At 52.6% G+C, this 19,043-nt stretch carries 19 protein-coding genes and 1 tRNA gene; 13 read left to right on the top strand and 7 right to left on the bottom strand.

The window, feature by feature from the left end; genetic code table 11:
- Positions 1 to 129: 129 nt before the first annotated feature.
- On the bottom strand, positions 130 to 978 hold the full coding sequence (gene cdaA / locus BD749_RS10370; RefSeq protein ID WP_101444271.1) for a diadenylate cyclase CdaA: 849 nt from the start codon (positions 976 to 978) through the stop codon (positions 130 to 132).
- A complete protein-coding gene (gene folP, locus BD749_RS10365) occupies positions 975 to 1,832 on the bottom strand; it encodes a dihydropteroate synthase (RefSeq protein ID WP_101444270.1) in 858 nt (285 codons plus the stop codon). The genes cdaA and folP overlap by 4 nt, the downstream gene beginning before the upstream one ends.
- 42 nt (positions 1,833 to 1,874) lie before the next feature.
- Between folP and BD749_RS10360 the strand changes: the two genes are divergently transcribed.
- The 5 genes from BD749_RS10360 to BD749_RS10340 all read left to right on the top strand — a co-directional run bounded on the left by BD749_RS10360 (position 1,875) and on the right by BD749_RS10340 (position 5,840).
- Positions 1,875 to 2,420, top strand: coding sequence for a DUF1599 domain-containing protein (locus BD749_RS10360; RefSeq protein WP_101444269.1), 546 nt, complete (start codon positions 1,875 to 1,877; stop codon positions 2,418 to 2,420).
- A 118-nt stretch (positions 2,421 to 2,538) separates the two neighbouring features.
- The gene (locus BD749_RS10355; RefSeq protein WP_101444268.1) at positions 2,539 to 3,345 is read left to right on the top strand and encodes an alpha/beta hydrolase family protein; all 807 of its coding nucleotides are present in this window, start codon (positions 2,539 to 2,541) and stop codon (positions 3,343 to 3,345) included.
- A gap of 128 nt (positions 3,346 to 3,473) precedes the next feature.
- Entirely contained in the window at positions 3,474 to 4,565 is a 1,092-nt protein-coding gene (locus BD749_RS10350) for a BT_3928 family protein (RefSeq protein WP_101444267.1), read from the top strand.
- Between the two features lie 37 nt (positions 4,566 to 4,602).
- Positions 4,603 to 5,118 carry a shikimate kinase gene (locus BD749_RS10345; RefSeq protein ID WP_101444266.1) on the top strand — a complete coding sequence of 172 codons (516 nt, stop codon included), beginning with the start codon at positions 4,603 to 4,605 and terminating at the stop codon, positions 5,116 to 5,118.
- A 107-nt stretch (positions 5,119 to 5,225) separates the two neighbouring features.
- The gene (locus BD749_RS10340) at positions 5,226 to 5,840 is read left to right on the top strand and encodes a sterol desaturase family protein (protein ID WP_101444265.1); all 615 of its coding nucleotides are present in this window, start codon (positions 5,226 to 5,228) and stop codon (positions 5,838 to 5,840) included.
- Positions 5,841 to 5,905: 65 nt separating this feature from the next.
- Here the strand turns inward: BD749_RS10340 and BD749_RS19405 are convergent, their stop codons facing one another.
- The 5 genes from BD749_RS19405 to pheS form a co-directional block, all read right to left on the bottom strand.
- Positions 5,906 to 6,076: a hypothetical protein gene (locus tag BD749_RS19405; protein ID WP_180336379.1), complete on the bottom strand. Its 171-nt coding sequence runs from the start codon at positions 6,074 to 6,076 to the stop codon at positions 5,906 to 5,908.
- A gap of 199 nt (positions 6,077 to 6,275) precedes the next feature.
- Positions 6,276 to 6,349, bottom strand: a tRNA-Asn gene (locus BD749_RS10335).
- Positions 6,350 to 6,484: 135 nt separating this feature from the next.
- The gene (locus BD749_RS10330; RefSeq protein WP_245869027.1) at positions 6,485 to 6,937 is read right to left on the bottom strand and encodes a Rieske (2Fe-2S) protein; all 453 of its coding nucleotides are present in this window, start codon (positions 6,935 to 6,937) and stop codon (positions 6,485 to 6,487) included.
- The gene (locus tag BD749_RS10325) at positions 6,897 to 7,754 is read right to left on the bottom strand and encodes a 3-hydroxyacyl-CoA dehydrogenase family protein (protein WP_101444264.1); all 858 of its coding nucleotides are present in this window, start codon (positions 7,752 to 7,754) and stop codon (positions 6,897 to 6,899) included. The genes BD749_RS10330 and BD749_RS10325 overlap by 41 nt, the downstream gene beginning before the upstream one ends.
- Before the next feature lie 223 nt (positions 7,755 to 7,977).
- Complete coding sequence (gene pheS / locus BD749_RS10320) at positions 7,978 to 9,006, bottom strand: phenylalanine--tRNA ligase subunit alpha (protein ID WP_101444739.1); 1,029 nt, start codon at positions 9,004 to 9,006, stop codon at positions 7,978 to 7,980.
- Between the two features lie 210 nt (positions 9,007 to 9,216).
- Here pheS and BD749_RS10315 point away from each other — a divergent pair, with 210 nt between their 5' ends.
- The 8 genes from BD749_RS10315 to BD749_RS10280 all read left to right on the top strand — a co-directional run bounded on the left by BD749_RS10315 (position 9,217) and on the right by BD749_RS10280 (position 19,025).
- Positions 9,217 to 10,065 (top strand): LiaF transmembrane domain-containing protein, encoded by an 849-nt coding sequence (locus tag BD749_RS10315; protein WP_101444263.1) that lies wholly within the window; start codon positions 9,217 to 9,219, stop codon positions 10,063 to 10,065.
- Positions 10,065 to 11,123, top strand: coding sequence for a sensor histidine kinase (locus tag BD749_RS10310; protein ID WP_101444262.1), 1,059 nt, complete (start codon positions 10,065 to 10,067; stop codon positions 11,121 to 11,123). Before BD749_RS10315 ends, BD749_RS10310 begins: the two co-directional genes overlap by 1 nt.
- Complete coding sequence (locus BD749_RS10305; RefSeq protein ID WP_101444261.1) at positions 11,098 to 11,841, top strand: LytR/AlgR family response regulator transcription factor; 744 nt, start codon at positions 11,098 to 11,100, stop codon at positions 11,839 to 11,841. The genes BD749_RS10310 and BD749_RS10305 overlap by 26 nt, the downstream gene beginning before the upstream one ends.
- 268 nt (positions 11,842 to 12,109) lie before the next feature.
- Entirely contained in the window at positions 12,110 to 12,742 is a 633-nt protein-coding gene (locus BD749_RS10300; protein ID WP_245869024.1) for a TetR/AcrR family transcriptional regulator, read from the top strand.
- Positions 12,743 to 12,761: 19 nt separating this feature from the next.
- On the top strand, positions 12,762 to 14,132 hold the full coding sequence (locus tag BD749_RS10295; RefSeq protein WP_101444259.1) for a TolC family protein: 1,371 nt from the start codon (positions 12,762 to 12,764) through the stop codon (positions 14,130 to 14,132).
- A gap of 31 nt (positions 14,133 to 14,163) precedes the next feature.
- The gene (locus tag BD749_RS10290) at positions 14,164 to 15,312 is read left to right on the top strand and encodes an efflux RND transporter periplasmic adaptor subunit (RefSeq protein WP_101444258.1); all 1,149 of its coding nucleotides are present in this window, start codon (positions 14,164 to 14,166) and stop codon (positions 15,310 to 15,312) included.
- 18 nt (positions 15,313 to 15,330) lie between these two features.
- The gene (locus BD749_RS10285) at positions 15,331 to 18,771 is read left to right on the top strand and encodes an efflux RND transporter permease subunit (protein ID WP_101444257.1); all 3,441 of its coding nucleotides are present in this window, start codon (positions 15,331 to 15,333) and stop codon (positions 18,769 to 18,771) included.
- Positions 18,768 to 19,025: an acyl carrier protein gene (locus BD749_RS10280; RefSeq protein WP_076668911.1), complete on the top strand. Its 258-nt coding sequence runs from the start codon at positions 18,768 to 18,770 to the stop codon at positions 19,023 to 19,025. The genes BD749_RS10285 and BD749_RS10280 overlap by 4 nt, the downstream gene beginning before the upstream one ends.
- The last annotated feature ends 18 nt before the right edge of the window (positions 19,026 to 19,043 follow it).

Genomic DNA, 19,043 nt, shown 5'->3' with positions numbered 1-19,043 from the left:
AATCTGTTCCCCAGGTTGGGGTGAGAGCGGACAGGGTCAGCTACAAAACTGCTATACCTGCTACCCGTCTAAGAACAGCGAAGCCAACCCATTTGACAGGTTGGCTTCGCTGTTTCTATTTCTTTATACTTAGGCTGCGCTCACTGATTTTTCAGCGGGAGCCGGAGCAGCGGCTGGTTTCTGATCGGTGTCAAACAGGAATTGGTTTAGCTTCACACGCAGGTCGGCAGAGGACAAGTTGCGGTATACCTCGGCATTGCGCACGAGCGCGATCTGCCCCGTCTCTTCTGATACCACCAGCACCACGCTGTCCGTTACCTCGCTCAGGCCAATGGCAGCGCGGTGGCGCAGACCCATCGAAGCAGGTATATCGTTGTTTTCTGTTACGGGCAAAATGCAGCGGGCCGCTTTAATGCGATTGCCCGAAATGATCACGGCACCGTCATGCAGCGGACTTGTCTTGTTGAAGATCGACATCAGCAGGCGCTTTGAGATCACGGCATCGATCAGGTCACCGGACTCGGCGTAGTACTTCAGTTCAGAACTCTTGGCAAACACGATCAGCGCGCCCGTGTTTTTGGCGGCCAGCGATTTGGCGGCTTCAATAAAAGGGGTGAGGCTGAGTTTCTCCACCTGATCGCGGCGCCACGGGAAGCCCCGGAACAGGCGGTCGTTGTTGAAGGCGGTCGTTTTACCGATGAGCAGCAGGAAACGGCGGATCTCGGGCTGGAACACAATAATGGCTGCGAGCACACCCACACCCATAAACTGGCCGAGGATGATGCTGAGCAACTCCATGCCCGCCGCTCTCACCACCAAGTATAGCAGGTAGATGGAGAGCAGGCCCAGGAAAATTTTGAGGGCTACGCTACCGGTCAGGAGTTTGTAGAGCTGGTACAACAGTACCGTAACGAGCAGGATGTCGAGCACATCCAGCAACTCAATCTCCAAAAAACCCAGTGTAAATAAAGGAATCAATGCGCTACTTTCGTGTATAGTTGGATAGTCTGTTTAGTTTCTTTTACGTCGTGCACCCGCAAAATGTCGGCGCCTTTCCCTAACGCGATGGTGTTGAGTGCTATTGTGCCGGCCAGTGCCTCTGATTGGTCAATGCCGAGGTATTTGTAGGTCATGGACTTGCGGGATACTCCCACTAGTAACGGCAGCTCGAGTATACGAAGTTCCTCAAGGCGGCGCATTAACTCAAAGTTCTGGTCTACGGTCTTGGCAAAACCAAATCCAGGGTCCAGGATAATGTCGTTCACGCCCAGATTTTTTAGCTGTGCCACTTTGGCCTGCAACTCGTCTATCACCTCCAGCACCAGGTCGTTGTAATCGGTCAGGCTGTTCATGGTTTGCGGTGTGCCGCGCATGTGCATGAGAATGTACGGTACCTGCAGTCGTGCCACGGTCTCGAACATGGCCTCGTCGAGGTTGCCGCCCGCTATATCGTTAATAATGGAAGCGCCTGCCGCTATACTTTCCTCAGCCACCTTGGCCCGAAAGGTATCTACGGAGATGATGGTTTCCGGAAAGTGCTGCATGATGGCCTCTACGGCAGGTATAACGCGGTCCAGTTCCTCTGCCACAGAAACCTCTGCAGCACCTGGTCGGGAGGAATAACCCCCCAGGTCAAGCATGTCAGCTCCGTCGCGCAACATGGCTTCGGTGCGGTGCAAAACTTCATCAATGGAGCTGAGTCGGCTGTCTGCAAAGAAGGAGTCAGGCGTGACGTTGAGGATGCCCATAACGAGCGGCGTGTCCAGCGAAAGGATTTTTCCGCGGCAGTTAAGTGTGCTTTTCTTTCGAAAAAACTTATCTTTCGATTCCAATGTTGGCGTATCTGTCAATCGTTTAAAATTAAAGCTAAAAAGTTGATTAGTCAAACACTCCAGGAATATAATCAGGTAGTAAACCGCTGCAAAGATACCTTCGTCAAGAAGACCAAAGATTACGGCACCGCCTGGCGCGTGCTCCGATTGCCGTCCATCACCGACCAGATCTTCATCAAGGCCCAGCGCATCCGCTCCATTCAGGAGAAAGGCAGGCAAATGGTAGAGGATGACATCCGCGACGAGTTTGTGGGCATCATCAACTACTGCGTGATCGCCCTGATGCAGCTCGGCCTGCAGGAGAGTGACGAACTGACGCTTTCGGCAGAGGAGGTGGAGCACATGTATACCCAACAGATCGAAGAGAACATCAAGCTGCTCAACGCCAAAAACCACGACTACGGCGAGGCCTGGCGCGACATGCGTGTGAGCTCCATCACCGACATCATCCTGATGAAGCTCTACCGTACCAAGCAGATCGAAGACAACGAAGGCCAGACCCTGATCTCGGAAGGCGTAGAGGCCAACTACCGCGACATGATCAATTATGCGGTGTTCGCGCTGATTAAGTCAGGCTTTGCGGAGTAACCTCCCCCCGGCCCCCTCCTAAAAACAGGAGGGGGAGCTCTCGTAAACTAAATTAAGTGAGGAAGCTAGTTTGAAAGGGTACAGTTTAAACAGGAGAGACTTTACTGAAAAGCATATAATGAAAAATATACTATTGGTTCTTGTCTTTCTGTTTTCCTTTGACTGCTATGCCATAAAACCAGTCAGAGAATATGTAGCCACGCCCGACAGCCTGGGAATGCGTTATAAGCAGCAGGTGCTGAATACCGTGGATGGTTATGCCATCAACACCTGGGTTATTAAGCCAGCAGAGGACAAAGACACTAAAACAACATTGGTACTGACTTATGCTGATAGCGGTAACATGTCTTATTGGCTCTACCACATCAAGGCTCTTACAGATAATGGCTTTACTGTGGTAGCATACGACTACAGGGGTTTCGGGGAAAGCTCTGATTTTGAAATTAACCCCCTTAATCTTTATTACAATGAGTTTGCCATCGATTTGCAGACTGTGTTGGGGTGGACAAAAAAGAACATCAAGGGGAATAAAACAGGAGTGCTGGCATTTTCGATGGGCACAATCGTAGCGACGCTCGCCTTGCAGCAGGAGAAGGTGGACTTTCTGATAGGAGAGGGGTTTGTCTATGAACCTGGTGCCTATGTTTCAAAAATAAAGGAGTTAAAAGACCGGGATATTGTGCTGCCGACAGGAGCCGACGGTTATACCTCAAAGCTGAAAAAAATAAAGTGCGACATGCTAATTGTAGCAGGGGAGAAAGATAAATTCACCACAATAGAAGAAAGCACTAAGATTGCCCGGCAACGGAATAACAGAGAGACCTTAAGACACAGGGGGAATCATACGGAAGGCTTTATAACCATGACCCAGGATAGCTTCGGTGATCTGTATATAAATGAACTGATCAGGTTCACTCAGAAATAGGAATCATTAAACGGCAACAAGACCTAAAGCATATAAACGTGCCTTAGCTAAGCCGAACTTTTACTAAAACATAAACATAATTCCTCACCCCCTTCTGTTTTTAGGAGGGGGCAGGGGGGAGGTAAACCATGCGCTACATCACTAAATTTTTCTGGCTTTTTGTAGGAGTGCTCTTCATCTTCTCGGGCCTGATCAAAATCAACGACCCGGTTGGTACAGCCATTAAACTGGAAGAGTACTTCGAGGTATTCGCCCACGACATTTCGCCTGTATTTTTGTCGCTGGTGCCGGCGGCGCTGTTTCTGTCTATCTTCCTGAGTGCAGCGGAGATCGTGCTGGGTGTAGCACTGCTGCTGCGCTGGAAGCTGAAAGAAGTGCTCTGGCTGCTGCTGGCCATGATCGTCTTCTTCACATTTCTGACCTTTTACTCAGCCTACTTCAACAAAGTGACCGATTGCGGCTGCTTCGGCGATGCCATTAAACTTACGCCATGGGAGTCGTTCACAAAAGATATTGTGCTGCTGGTAATGATCGTGTGGTTGCTTATTTACCGCAAGCAGCTGCAGCCACTGGTGCAGGCCAAGGTGGGCGCGACCGTTACGGCGCTTACCGCACTGATTTCGGTGGGCATTGGCTGGTACGCCTACGAGCACCTGCCTTATGTAGACTTCCGCGCCTATAAAATAGGTAACAACATTCCGACGCTGATGGAACCCTCGGCACCGCTGCGCTACAAGTATGTGATGGTGAAAGACGGGCAGGAGCAGGAGTTTGAGGAATACCCGATGGAGGAGGGCTATACCTTTAAAGAGATGGTGGCCGTGAACCCGGAGGATGGTCCGAAGATCACGGACTTTAACGTGTGGAACGACGAGGGCGACCTAACGCAGGAGATCCTGACCGGCAACAAACTGCTCGTGATCGTACACAGCGTGGGCAAAGCTAACCGCAGCAACATCGACAAAATCAACAAGCTGGTGCAGGCAGCCGAGCAGCAAGGTATAGCGCCAGTGGTCATTACTTCCTCCGGACGCCAGGAGTTCGAGGCTTTTCGCCACGAGGTAGGGCTGGGCGCTCCTTATTATTTCGGCGACGGCACCGTGCTCAAGACCATGATGCGCTCCAACCCTGGCACCATGCTGCTGCAGGACGGTACCGTAAAAGGCATGTGGCACCACAACGACACGCCCGAAGTATCGGAATTGGTGAGTTTGCTGTAAGCCGTTTGCTGTACCTAATGCTGCAAAAGCGATTCCTTTGAACACACAACGCATTTTCCTGATCGGTATGATGGGAGCCGGCAAAACCACCCTGGGACGTGAGTTGGCCGGGCGGCTCGGCTATACCTTCGTGGACCTCGACGAGTACATCGAGCAGCGGGAAGGCCGTAGCATTCAGGAGCTGTTTGAGGCAGCAGGGCAGGAGGGCTTCCGGCGGGCAGAGCGTGCGGCGCTGGAAGCCGTTGTTCAGGACTTTGAGCAAGCCATAATCGCCACAGGCGGCGGCACCCCCTGCTTTTTCGACAACATCGATTTCATCAACCAGCACGGTGCAAGCATTTTTCTGGACGTGCCTGCCGAAGAGCTGGTCCAGCGACTGCTTTTAACAGATTTGAGTCAACGCCCGCTGCTGGCACAAAAAAGCGAGGCTGACCTAAAAGATTTCATAGTCAAAACATTAGCTACACGCCTGGCATTCTACAAGCAGGCCAGGTACACGGTATCGGGAAAAAGGTATAACATTGAACAGTTAGAATCGTTAGTTAAACCATAACTGAAACTCCTTGTTACCACGTATGTACTGCCGCGGATAAATACATACGGTATACCTAATATTTAACTAATTTTGCAGTTGAAATCCGTTTTTAGCAAAATCTGACTATGAAACCCAATCACAAAGGACAAGCCCAGATATTCCAGAACCCTGTGCTGGAAAGACTGACGCGCACACACATCGCACTGCCCATTTCCATTTTCATCGTTATTGCCATCGGCCTGATCTATTATGGGATCACGTACAGCTTCATTAATGTGCTGGAGGCGATCAGCTTTTTCCTGCTGGGCTGGCTAATCTTCTCACTGATCGAGTACTGTGCGCACCGTTTTGTGTTCCACATGGATACCGATACGCCCATGAAGGAGCGCATTCAGTATACCTTCCACGGCAACCACCACGAGTACCCGAAAGACAAAGAGCGCCTGGCCATGCCGCCGATCGTAAGCTTGTTCATCGCCTCGTTCTTTTTCTTTGTGTTTAAGCTCATCTTCGGGCAGTTTGTGTTTGGCGTGGTGGCTGGTTTGCTGTTTGGCTATGCGCTATACCTGTTTGTGCACTATGCGGTGCATGCCTACGCGCCACCAAAAAACTTCCTGAAGCAACTCTGGATTCATCACAGCATTCACCACTACAAAGACCCTAACGTGGCCTACGGCGTGTCGTCGCCGCTCTGGGATTACATACTGGGCACTATGCCGAAGCGCACCAACTCAAAATAGTTGCAGGTATAGAAAATCAAAAAGGGAGCCGATTGGCTCCCTTTTCTTTTGTTAGGTATTAACGGTTATCGTCTGAAGCGGCTGAACAGCCAGCCCACCAGGGCGACGATCAGGACGATGATGATGAGGGCGGTCCACATACCAGCCTTAAAGATATCGGCAATGACATCGCAACTGGTCATGGTTACTGCCAGCAGTACAAACAGCACGGGCAGGTATAATCTTATATTTTTCATAGTCTTGTTTGGTTTAAGTTGTAAGCCGCTCCACATGCTTTTTTGAAGCACCTGGCAGTGGCTAATATGACAAAATCGTCATATATTCAGATACTTGCTTTCTGGGGAAAAGGTTGGATTTGAGTTGATAACACGCGGGAGCGGAAGTTTAGCCGGAAAGGGTATAAAACAGAAAAGCCACTCGATTGAGTGGCTTTTGCTCTCCCTCCTGGGCTCGAACCAGGGACCCTCTGATTAACAGTCAGATGCTCTAACCGACTGAGCTAAGGAAGAGTGTTTCGGTTATTTCGCGGGCCTGATGCCGTTGAATTATGATGCAATATTACGCCTCTTTTTGAGATTATGCAAGTCCTGTCCAAAAAAAATCTTCCTATTTGGCGTAAATTTCTGGAAATCAATCTGAAAATTTTAATTGAAAATGGAGAGCAAAGTGCCATTCAGGGTTGTGCGGTACTGCCTGAGCCCATACACGGCGGGTCCCGCCATCACACCTCCCTGAAAATTGAACTGCGAGCCGCAGCAAGCGTCTACCATAAACAAGTTGGACTGGTCGGCTTCTACCTGGCCGCAAGGTGCGTCAGCGGTTGGGTCGTAAGGGCAGGCCCGCTCGAAAGCCAGGTATAGGTTAGCGTTCTGCCGAATCACGATAATGCCTTTGTAGCCTGAGTTGAGGTATACGTAACCACCATCCTGGCGCAAACGCGTGTACAGTTGGCTGTTCACGTTAATCTGCTCGCTTACCGGCACATTGGGTATACCCGGCCCCTGGCTGTCGCTGCCGCAGGAAGCAAGGAGAAACAGCACCAGCAGGCTGAGGAGTTTACTGGTAGTCGTAAAAGCCTTTACCAGACTTGCGGCCATGGTGGCCAGCGTCCACTTTCTGCTGCTGTATGCGGCTCGGTCTGAATTTCGGGTCATAATGGAAAGCCTCAAACATAGAGGAGGTAACAGAGTAATTGGTGTCTACGCCGATCAGGTCCATCAGTTCGAAAGGTCCCATCTTAAAGCCACTGGCCTGCATCAGGCGGTCAATCCCCTTGGCATCGGCTACGCCTTCTTCCAGCAACTTGAGCCCTTCTACGTAAAAGTGGCGCGCCACCCGGTTCACGATAAAGCCTGGCGCATCCTTCGCCATCACTGGTTTCTTATCCAGTTTCAAGGCCAGCTGACGGATCGTCTCGGCTACTTCCGGTGAAGTGGCTGCTCCAGAAATCACCTCGACCAGCTTCATGATGTGGGCCGGGTTAAAAAAGTGCATGCCTACAACGCGTTCGGGGTGCGGTATACCTGCCGCGATGCGGGTAATCGGTATAGACGAAGTATTGGAGGCAAATATGGTGTCGGGCGTGTTAACCGCGTCCAGGTCTTTAAAGATGCTCTGCTTCACCTCCAGCCGTTCTATCACGGCTTCTATGATAACGTCGCAACTCAACTGCAGCGTATCGCCGGTATAGGTTAAGTTCGCCAGGGTAGCCTGTTTCTCAGCTTCGGTGAGTTTGCCGCGCTCAATCCCTTTGTCGAGGTTACTCACGGTAGTAGCTTCAGATTTTTTGAGCACCTGCGCATTGATATCGAACAGGATGGTCTTATAGCCGGCCTGCGCACAGATCTGCGCTATACCCTGGCCCATGGTGCCAGCACCTACTATACCGATCGTCTTGATAGCCTCGAAAGTCATGATTGAGTGAGTTAGTGAATGAGTGATTTAGCGAGTTTTTTTGATTTTTGAATGAGTGATTGAGTGAATGAGTGATTAGGTATATTGGGTGAATTTTGATTTAGTAATTCAGGTAGTGATCGAATTGCAACTTGTGTCAGCCTTTTGGACTAATAGGCCAGATCATCAAACCAATGAATAACTCCCCAATCAAAAAATTAAGAATCACTCATTCACTCAATCGCTAAATCACTCCCTTGAATTGCCGCAGGAAGCGCACATCGTTTTCGGTGAACAGGCGCAGATCGCGGATCTGGTAGCGGAGCATGGTGATGCGCTCGATGCCCATACCGAAAGCGAAGCCTGTGTATACGGTGGAGTCAATACCGCAATTATCGAGCACGTTCGGGTCTACCATGCCGGCGCCGCCAATCTCTACCCAGCCCGATTGCTTGCAGATGTTGCAGCCCTCGCCTTTACAGATAAGGCACGAAATATCGATCTCGGCGCTAGGCTCGGTGAACGGGAAAAACGACGGACGGAAACGGATCTTGGTCTCCTGACCGAACATCTCCTTGGCAAAGTAATAAAGCGTTTCTTTCAGGTCTTTGAAGCTCACACCTTTGTTCACGTACAGACCTTCCACTTGCTGGAACACCATGTGCGCACGGGCTGAGATGGCCTCGTTACGGTATACGCGACCCGGCATGATGCTGCGCAGCGGCGGCTGGTTGTTCTCCATCAGGCGCACCTGCACGTTGGAGGTATGGGTACGCAACAGCTTGTCACGGTCCTCGCTCAAAAAGAAGGTGTCCTGCATTTCGCGGGCCGGGTGGTTCTCGGGGAAGTTGAGGGCCGTGAAGTTGTGCCAGTCGTCCTCAATTTCGGGGCCGTCGGCCACGTTGAAGCCGATGCGCTCGAAAATGCGCACGATCTCGGCGCGAACCAGCGAAAGCGGGTGGCGGGTACCTAAGGTATTCGGTATAGGAGGTAGCGTGAAGTCAAAAGCGTTTTCTGCCTCAGCGCCAGCCGAGGCGTTGGTCAGCTGCTCCTGCGCCTCGTCGAAACGGGCCTGTGCGCGGTTTTTAAGCTGATTCAGCTCCTGACCTACCTGACGGCGCTGCTCCGGCGCTACTGACTTCAAGTCGTCGAAAAGGGCGGCAATGGCACCTTTGCGGCCAATGTAGGCGATTCTGAATTGCTCCAGCTCGGCAGCGCTCCCAAGCTGCGCGGCTTCTATTTCTTGTGCTACTCTCTGTATATTCTCAACCATAGTATGCAAAGATAATAATTTGCGAAATGTGAAAGGCAAAATGGCTTGATTTGCTATACCTTGCCAATCGGTAAACAAATGCTAACTTGGTTTACCGACGACAACCGGCCGTTCACCGACTTCTGCCCAAGGGTAGCCTAATTGCCATTGAGTGGCGCACAGGCATCCTATACCTTTGGAACAGATCTTAAAACTAAACGAAATAAAACCATGAAAAATCAAGATTACAATAGAGGCGGTTCCGGCAAAATGGCTGGCGTATTTCTCCTGATGGTGGGCGTGCTCTTGCTCACTGCCAAAATGGGTATCTTCTTTTTGCCGGGCTGGGTGTTCTCCTGGCCGATGTTCCTGATCGCGCTGGGCCTATACCTGGGCTTCAAGCACTCGTTCCAGAAGCCAAGCTGGCTGGTGCTGATCGTGATTGGCGGTGTGTTTCTGCTCGATAAGCACTTCTTCCTTAATTTCAACCTGAAGATGTACTTCTGGCCTATTCTGATCATTGGTTTGGGTCTCTGGCTGCTGTTGAAACCCAAAAAACGAAACAACTGGCAAGATTACGTTAACTCGGCCACCGCTCTGAAACCAGAAGAAACGCCCGCTTATTACACCGATCCGGTAAACGGTGCTTACCCTGGCGGCTACACCGACTACACAGGCGATGAGGCCTACACGGCACCAGGCTACGAAGGCACTAACGGCTATGTGGCAGGCGGACCCGAAGACCACATCGACAGTACGGCTGTGCTCGGAGGCATAAAAAAAAACATCGTCTCTAAAAACTTCAAGGGCGGCGAAGTGGTGAGTGTGTTCGGGGGCACGGAGCTCAACCTGATGCAGGCTGATATACAGCACCCGATCGTGCTGGAGGCCACCCAGATATTTGGAGGTACTTCCCTGATCATTCCGCCGCACTGGCAGGTAAAATCCGACGAGATGGTGGCCATACTGGGCGGTATCGACGACAAGCGCCCGGCCATGCCACAGGGTTACGACCCGAACAAGGTGCTCATTCTGAAAGGCACCACCCTCTTTGGCGGACTAAGCATTAAGAGCTACTAATGGAGGGGGTGGCATCGCAGGTGCGCCTGGGACTGCTTTACCTGGGCTGGGCTTTGCTCTGGTCGGCGGTGCAGGTGCTGGTGCTGTGGCCGACGGGCTTTGGTTGGCGTATTGTCGTCACCGACGCTTTGCTGACCAACCTGGTACTGGCCATTGGCGGCTTTGCCATGGGGACCGGCCTACGCTACTACCAACCCAGTCTGCGGCAGGCGGGTTACCTGTTGGGCTGGAGCCTTGGCCTGGCAGGTATAAGCGCCACTGTTTTCTACTGGAGCACGCATGCCCTGTTCGAAGGCAATGCGCTATACCTAAGTTTCGTGGACAGCACACTGGCGATACGGGTGGCCTTTAACTGGCTGATGCTCCTGTTAATGCTGCTCCTGACCTGGCTCTGGTTCTATACCCGCGAGCTGCAGGAAGCCGAAAAGCGCAAAGCCGCCACCGAGAAACTGGCCCGCGAAGCCGAACTCTACAACCTGCGCCAGCAGTTGCAGCCGCACTTTTTGTTCAACAGCCTTAACTCGATCAGCGCTTTGGCCGTGAGCCGGCCGGAACAGGCCCGCACCATGGTGCAGCAGCTGTCAGACTTTTTGCGCGGCACGCTCCGGCAAGACAATAACCAACTGGTGCCGCTGTGCGATGAGCTGAAACAACTGGAGCTATACCTGGCGATTGAGAAAGTGCGTTTCGGGCACCGGTTGCAGGTAGAGGTGGAGGCCAGCGAAGAGTGCCAGGGCATGAAGCTGCCCGCTCTGCTACTGCAACCGGTGGTGGAAAACGCCATAAAGTTCGGCCTTTATGACACGGTCGGGGAGACGGCCATCAAGGTAAAAGCGACGGCAGCAGAGGGCTACCTGACCATTACCACTCAAAACCCCTACGACCCAGCCACAAGCCAGCCCCGCAAAGGCACCGGCTTCGGGCTCGACTCCATCCGGCGCAGGCTATACCTGCTCTATGCCCGGCAGGATTTATTGCACACCACGCAGCAGGACCATCAGTTCACGACTACCATCAAGATACCCCAGCACTATGAAAAAATGCCTGATAATAGATGATGAGCCATTGGCCCGCAGCATTGTGGCCGAGTACCTGCAAGCCTATCCCGAAATGGAGGTGGTGCAGGAGTGCGGCGACGGCTTCGAGGGTGTAAAGGCCATCATGCAGCACCAGCCCGACCTGATCTTTCTCGACATCCAGATGCCCAAGATCAACGGCTTCGAAATGCTGGAGCTGGTGGAGCAGGCGCCCAGCGTGATCTTCACCACCGCTTTCGACGAGTACGCCATCAAAGCTTTTGAGACCAATGCCGTGGATTATTTGCTCAAGCCTTTCAGCCGGGAGCGCTTTGATGCGGCCCTGCGCAAATGGCTGCAAAGCCAGGCGGCAACGGCAACTATACCTGCCACTGCTGCACTGGAGGAAGCGGCGGGAAAACAACCCGAAGAACAGCACCGCATCGTAGTGCGGGCCGGCAACAACATCCGCATCATACCTGTGGCCGAGGTGCTATACCTGGAGGCTTACGACGATTATGTGAAGATCCATACCCGCGACGGTGTGTTCCTGAAAAAAAAGACGATGGGCTATTACGAAAAGGCGCTCGACCCGGCGCAGTTCGTACGCGTGCACCGCTCTTACATCATGGCTCTGTCACAACTCACACGCATCGAGCCGTTTGAGAAGGACAGCCATGTGGCCCTGCTGCGCAACGGGCAGCGCATCCCTTTGAGTAAAAGTGGCTATACCCGCCTGCGAAGCGTGTTGGGAATCTAATTACAACTTGTCAGCAATTCGGTTGCATTTATTTAATTATGAATATGCCTTTAGCTGTTCAGAGTCAGAATTCCAGTGTCTGAATCAGCTTTTGCCCTGTTCGTCTAAATAGTTTTTACTCTTCCTGAAAACCTGACAACTTTGCCTTGCCTGAGGCGGGGCCTTCCTTACCCGATCAGGCTAAACATTAGCGAAATAATTCTGTTAATCTTTTCGGAAACTTTGGTGATCAAAAACGTTTCCTTAGTTTTGTGGCGGAATTATGAAAATGGAAACATCCGTACAGCCATCGGTAAAAGATAAGATTGCGGAGGAGTCATTTAAGCTCTTCTGCCGAAGAGGCATTAAAGGTACCTCTGTTGATGACATTGCGCAGCACCTTTCAATGTCTAAAAAGACCATTTACAAATGGTTTAGCAACAAAGACGAGATCGTGCTTTGGGCCATTAACTCATACCTGACCTCCGTAGACGCAGACTGCGAGCAGTGCAGGCAGGAAATGCCCAATGCCATCGAGGAGCTTTTCGCGATCATGAAAACGACCCGACAGGTTTTTGCCAGCATTCACCCCGGTATATTTTACGATCTGCAGAAATACCACGCCGATGCCTGGAGCAAGTGGCAGGAATACAAGAACCACCACTTCCTGAACCGCATCAAGGGTAACCTGGAGCGGGGCATGACAGAGGGTTTGTTCCGCAAAGACCTGGATGTGGAGGTGATCGCCCGCCTGCGTCTGGCCCAGATCGAAGTGCCCTTCGACGAAAGGATTTTCCCCCGTTTCCAATTTGAGTTGCTGCATGTGCAAACAGCCAGCCTGGAGCACTTTATGCTCGGCATCGCCACACTCAAAGGGCACAAGATGATCAACGACTACAAGCAAATCACTGAAGAAGAATAACTGAATAGCCCCTCCAACTATGAAAAAACACAGCAATCTGATATTGGCATTGTTCTTCTTGCTCAGCCCGCTTGGGGTGCTGGCGCAAGGTTCGCCGCAGGCCTTTAGTTTGCAGCAGAGCATCGACTATGCGCTTCAGAACCGCGTCAACCTGAAAATAGCCCGCAACCAGCAGGACATTGATAAAGCTAAAGTCGGAGAGATCCGGGCAATGGGCTTACCGCAGATCGATGCCGCTGCTGACCTGGGCAAGAACGTCATCCAGCAAAAGAGCTTCTTGCCGGCCGAGTTCTTTCAGGATCCTGATAACCCGAACGCACCAGAGCCAGGCACTTTCGTGCCCGTGGTATTCACGCCGCAGTATACCGGCAACGCGGCTATCACGGCCAGCCAGCTTTTGTTCGACGGCTCATACCTGATCGGTTTGAAAGCCGCCAAGACCTATACCGAGCTGTCCCGCAAAACTACCGAGCAGAACGAGATCGACGTGGTAGAGCAGGTGACCAAGGCCTATTACAGCGTATTGGTGAGCCGCGAGCGCATGGAGCTCCTCAACCAGAACCTCAACCGTCTCGACACGCTCCTGAACCAGACGCAGGTGATGTTCAACAACGGGGTGGCTGAAAAGCTGGATGTGGACCGTCTGCGGGTGACCTACAACAACCTGAAAGTTGAAAAACAGAAGACCGAACGCTTGTTGACCTTAGGCGAAGACTTGCTCAAATTCCAAATGGGGATGCCGCAGAAAGAGCAGTTGATTTTGACAGACAGCCTGAGCGAAGTGCAGGTGGATATGGCTAAGGCAGACCGCAATGGTTTTAACTACAGCAACCGTATCGAGTACTCTGTGTTGGAGACGCAGCGCGACCTGGCCATGCTAAACTTGCGCAACATCCGCTCCGGCTACCTGCCCAAGCTATACCTGAATGGCCGCTACGGCTACCTCGCTGCCAACAACGACTTCAGCGAGATTACCCGCAGCCGCAATTGGTTCGACTTTGCTTATGTGGGCCTGGGCTTGCAAGTGCCGATCTTTGACGGCCTGCGCAAACACTACCAGGTGCAGCAGTCACGGCTCACACTCGAAAACGCCAAACTTGGTTTTGAGAGCCTGGAGCAGGGTATAGACCTGGAACTGGAGCAAGCCTCCACCGACCTGACCAACTCGCTGGATGTGCTGGCATCGCAGCGCGAGAACCTGGAACTGGCCGAGGAGATCGCCCGCGTGTCCAAGATCAAGTTTCAGGAGGGCGTGGGCTCTAATCTGGAGGTGGTGACGGCCGAAACTGACCTGCGCCAGGCCCAGACCAATTACTACGCCGCCATGTATGATGCTCTCATCGCCAAAGTGAACCTCGATAAAGCCACCGGCACCCTTCTCACAAAATAAATCCCCTTACTAAAGACTTACACGACTTACTATGAAAAGAATATTCGGAGTTTCATCGCTTGCGCTGTTCTTAAGCCTGACCGCCTGCAACCAGGGGGGCGATAAAGAGGCACAGCTGGCCGAACTGAAAAAGCAGCAGACCGAGCTGCAGGAGCAGATCGCACAACTGGAGGCAGAGCTGAAGGCAGAAGGCCAGGCAGGGCCGGTGGAGAAAAAAACGGTGCCGGTAAGCGTGGCACAGGTGCAGCAGGATACTTTCCGCCACTACGTGGAGGTACAGGGTCGTGTGGACTTTGACCAGAACGTGCTGGTGAGCGCCAAAGTACCGGGTGTGCTGACAGGTATACGGGTAAAGCGTGGCGACAAAGTGACCAAAGGCCAGACCATGGCCACCATCGATGCACAGGTACTGGAGCAGAATATAGCAGAGGTGCGTACCCGTCTGGAACTGGCCAATGTAGCCTACGAGCGCCAGAAAAACCTATGGGACCAGAAGATCGGTACCGAGATGCAGTTCCTGACAGCCAAGAATAACAAGGAGGCGCTGGAGCGCAACCTGGCAGCCCTGCAGCAGCAGCGCGATCAGTTCAACGTCAAATCACCCGTGAGCGGGGTGGTAGATGATGTGATACCGAATGCGGGCGAGGCTGTGGCACCGGGCGTGGGCATTATCCGGGTGGTAAACACGAGCGGCTCCAAGATCGTGGCCGAGGTGTCGGAGGCTTACCTGACCAAGATCAGTAAAGGTGACGAGGCGCTGGTGCGCTTCCCGGACCTGAATCGGGAAATAACCGCCACGGTGGATGTGGTGAGCAGCTTTATCAACCCTAGCAGCCGCACCTTCACCATTGAGATGCGGCCTAAGAATGTGGATGTGGCCCTTCGACCGAACCTGGTGGCCGTGGTGCGCATTCAGGACTACCGCAAGGAAGACGCCATTGTTATACCTGTCAACCTGGTGCAGCGCGACGAGAAAGCACAGTATGTGTACGTGGCCCAGAAGCAGGGTGAGCGCTACGTGGCCTCAAGACGCGAGGTAGAAACGGGCGTGAACTACCAGGGGCAGGTCGAAGTATTGGATGGCCTCACAGCACAGGACTACATCATTACAGCAGGCTACCAGAGCGTGAACGAGGGGCAGCCAGTTGTTTTCAGCCAGGAAAGCATCGCGCAGCACTAACCTTTTTAGCCGAAGACTATGAAATATTTCAAGCCGACTAATTGGTCTATTGATAACAGAACGAGTATTTACATCATCACCCTCATCATTTCGGTGTGGGGTATCTTCTCGTACATCACACTTCAGAAAGAGAACTTTCCGGACATCGTGATCCCAACGGTGTTTGTAGGCACCGTATACCCGGGCACCTCGCCAGCCGATATTGAGAACCTGGTAACCCGGCCCATTGAGAAGCAACTGAAAGCCATTTCGGGAGTGAAAGAGGTAACGTCCAATTCTATTCAGGACTTCTCTATGATCACGGTGGAGTTCAACACCGATGTGGATGTGGTAGAGGCGAAGCAACTGGTGAAGGATGCCGTGGACAAAGCCCGCACCGACCTGCCCACCGACCTGGACCAGGACCCGGACGTGCAGGAGGTGAACTTCTCCGAGTTCCCGATCATGTACCTCAATGTGTCAGGCAACTACAGCCTCGACCGCCTGAAAAAGTACGCCGAAGACATCCAGGACCGTATCGAGGCGCAGCCGGAGATCACGCGCGTGGACATGGTGGGCGCCCTTGACCGGGAGGTGCAGGTAAACGTGGACCTGTACAAGATGCAGGTCGCGCAGGTGACATTTGCAGACATCAGCCGGGCCATATCTTCTGAAAACGTAACCGTGTCGGGTGGCAATATCTCGGTGGGCGAAATGAAGCGCTCGGTGCGCGTGGTAGGCCAGTACGTCGACCCGAACAAGATCGGCGACATTGTGGTGCAGTCGCTGTCGGGCGCCAACATACAATTGAAAGAGATAGCAGAGGTGAAAGAGGGATTTGAGGAGCAGGAAAGCTTTGCGCGCCTTGATAATGCACCCGTTATCACACTCAACGTTATCAAACGGAGTGGCGAGAACCTGATCGAGGCATCCGACAACATCCACGACTTGGTGGAGGAGATGCAGGCGAGCGTGCTGCCAGCCGATCTTAAGGTCACTATCACCGGCGACCAGTCCACCCAGACCCGCCATACCCTCAATGACCTGATCAACACGATCATCATCGGTTTTGTGCTGGTTACCCTGATCCTGATGTTCTTCATGGGCACGACCAACGCCATTTTTGTGGGGCTTTCGGTGCCGATCTCCATGTTCATTGCCTTTATGCTGATGCCTGTGCTGGGCTTTTCGCTCAACATGATTGTGCTTTTCTCGTTCCTGCTGGCCCTGGGCATTGTGGTGGACGACGCCATTGTGGTGATTGAGAACACACACCGGATTCTGCATCAATCCAATCTGGGAGTGGTTAAATCGGCGAAACTGGCGGCTGGCGAGGTGTTTGTGCCCGTGTTAGCGGGTACACTTACTACAGTGGCACCTTTCCTGCCGCTGGCCTTCTGGCCGGGTGTGGTGGGCAAGTTCATGTTCTTCCTACCGATCACGCTCATTGTTACGCTGATGGCCTCTTTGCTGGTGGCCTTCATCATCAACCCGGTGTTTGCGGTTTCCTTCATGAAGAAAGAGCATGAGCAGGAGGCCGATGTTGCACCGCGTGCCCGCCGAAACTTCTGGCTGCTGATAGGTGGCGCCACGTTGGTGGCCATTGTGGGTTATCTGGCCGGCTGGTACGGCACGGCCAACCTCATCATGCTGGTCGTGGTGCTGGTACTGCTCAATCGCTTTATGTTCCGCCGCATGATTCATGGTTTCCAGAACACAACGCTGCCTCGCTTCATGCGTGCCTACGAGCGGCTCCTGCGCTGGATGCTGCTGGGCAGGCGCCCCGTGTGGATGTTTTTGAGCATGTTTGGGCTACTTATTTTCTCAATTTTTCTGACCGGGATAAGAGCGCCAAAAGTAGTATTCTTCCCGGATTCGGATCCGAATTTCGTGTATACCTACATTAGCATGCCTGTTGGCACCGATCAGCTTGTGACTGACTCGGTTACGAAAGAAGTGGAGCGCCGCATCTACCGCGTGATCGGGAAAGAAAACCCTGACGTGGAATCGGTCATTTCCAATGTGGCGATCGGGGCCGGCGACCAAAACGACCGCAGCGTAACCGCACAATCTCATTTAGGAAAGGTTACCGTAGCCTTTGTTGAGTATCAATACCGGGCCGGCGAGCGCAGTACGCAGGAGTACATGAACGAAATACGGGAGGCGGTGCGCGGAATACCCGGCACCAACATCACGGTGGACAAGGAGCAGAACGGTCCGCCGGTGGGCAAGCCGATCAGTATCGAAATTGCGGGCGAGGACTTTGAAGGATTGGTGGCGCTGTCAAAACAGGTGCAGGCTTATATCGAGCAGCAGCAGATCGGAGGGATAGAGGAACTCCGAAGCGACCTGGAGGACAGCAAACCGGAGATCATCATTAACATCGACCGGGAGCGCGCCAACCGCGAAGGCATCAGCACCGGGCAGATCGGGATGGAGCTGCGCACAGCCATTTTTGGTGAAGAGGCCTCCAAGTTCAAGCTCGACGAAGAGGAGTACCCAATACAGGTACGCTACGCAGAGCCTTATCGCAAGAACATCGATGCGCTGCTCGATATGCGCATCACCTACCGCGACATGAACAGTGGAATGGTCCGCCAGATCCCGCTCTCATCGGTGGCGACAATAGAATACGGTACCTCATACGGAGGCATCAAGCGCAAGGACCTGAAGCGGGTGGTAACACTGGAGTCGAACGTGCTGGACGGGTACAATGCCAATGAGGTGGTGCAGAGCATTGGAAGTTCGTTGCAGAATTTTCAGACGCCGGAAGGCTATGAGATCAGCATGGGCGGACAGCAGGAGGAGCAGGAGGAAACTGCCAACTTCCTGATGATTGCCCTGGTGGCGGCTTTCCTGATCATCTTCCTGGTGCTGGTGACGCAATTCAACTCCGTCTCCAAACCGTTCATCATTCTCTCGGAGGTGCTGTTCAGCATCATCGGCGTGTTGCTGGGCTTCTCCATCTTTGGCATGGATGTGTCGGTCGTAATGACAGGTGTTGGTATTGTGGCATTGGCAGGCATTGTGGTGAAAAACGGCATCCTGATAGTGGAATTTACGGATATGCTGATAGCCGAGGGGCGTGACCTGAAGGAAGCGATTGTGGAAGCCGGCAAGACACGCCTGAACCCCGTGCTGCTGACAGCCACAGCTACTATACTAGGCCTGATACCCTTGGCGTTAGGTATAAACCTGAACTTCTATACCTTGTTCACGGAGTTTAAAGCGAACCTGTTCATGGGCGGCGACAGTGCCGCTTTCTGGGGGCCGCTGGCCTGGACCATCATTTTTGGCCTGGGATTTGCCACCATCATCACGCTCCTGATCGTGCCGGTGATGTACCTGCTCAACGAGAAGCTGAGAGCCAAAATTAAAGGAGAAAGAAAGCCCGCAGGCGGCGTTAAAATTGTGCCTCAGGATAAAGAAGAGGTGCCTGTAAATGGTAAAGTTTTAGAGAATACACCCTATAATATATGATTGCAACAACAGACAAGACTATTGAGCGCGAGGTAATCCGTATCATTAGCAAAACCAAGGAAATTAGACCTGCCCGTTTGCAGGCAAATGCCCGTCTGGAAAAGGATTTCGGATTTGATGTGGTGGATGTAGTGGATATAATTCTGGAATTGGAGAAAAATTTCCAAATCACCATTCCGGATGAGGTCCCGATCAACACGGTGGGCGACTTTGTGGATTTCGTGGCATCACATGCGATGCAGAAGGCCAGCTAATCGAATTGTCATAAACGT

The organism is Pontibacter ramchanderi (assembly GCF_002846395.1).
Lineage (GTDB): Bacteria > Bacteroidota > Bacteroidia > Cytophagales > Hymenobacteraceae > Pontibacter > Pontibacter ramchanderi.
The sequence above is the reverse complement of the archived record's forward strand: the minus strand, read 5'-3'. Positions and strand labels throughout refer to the sequence as shown.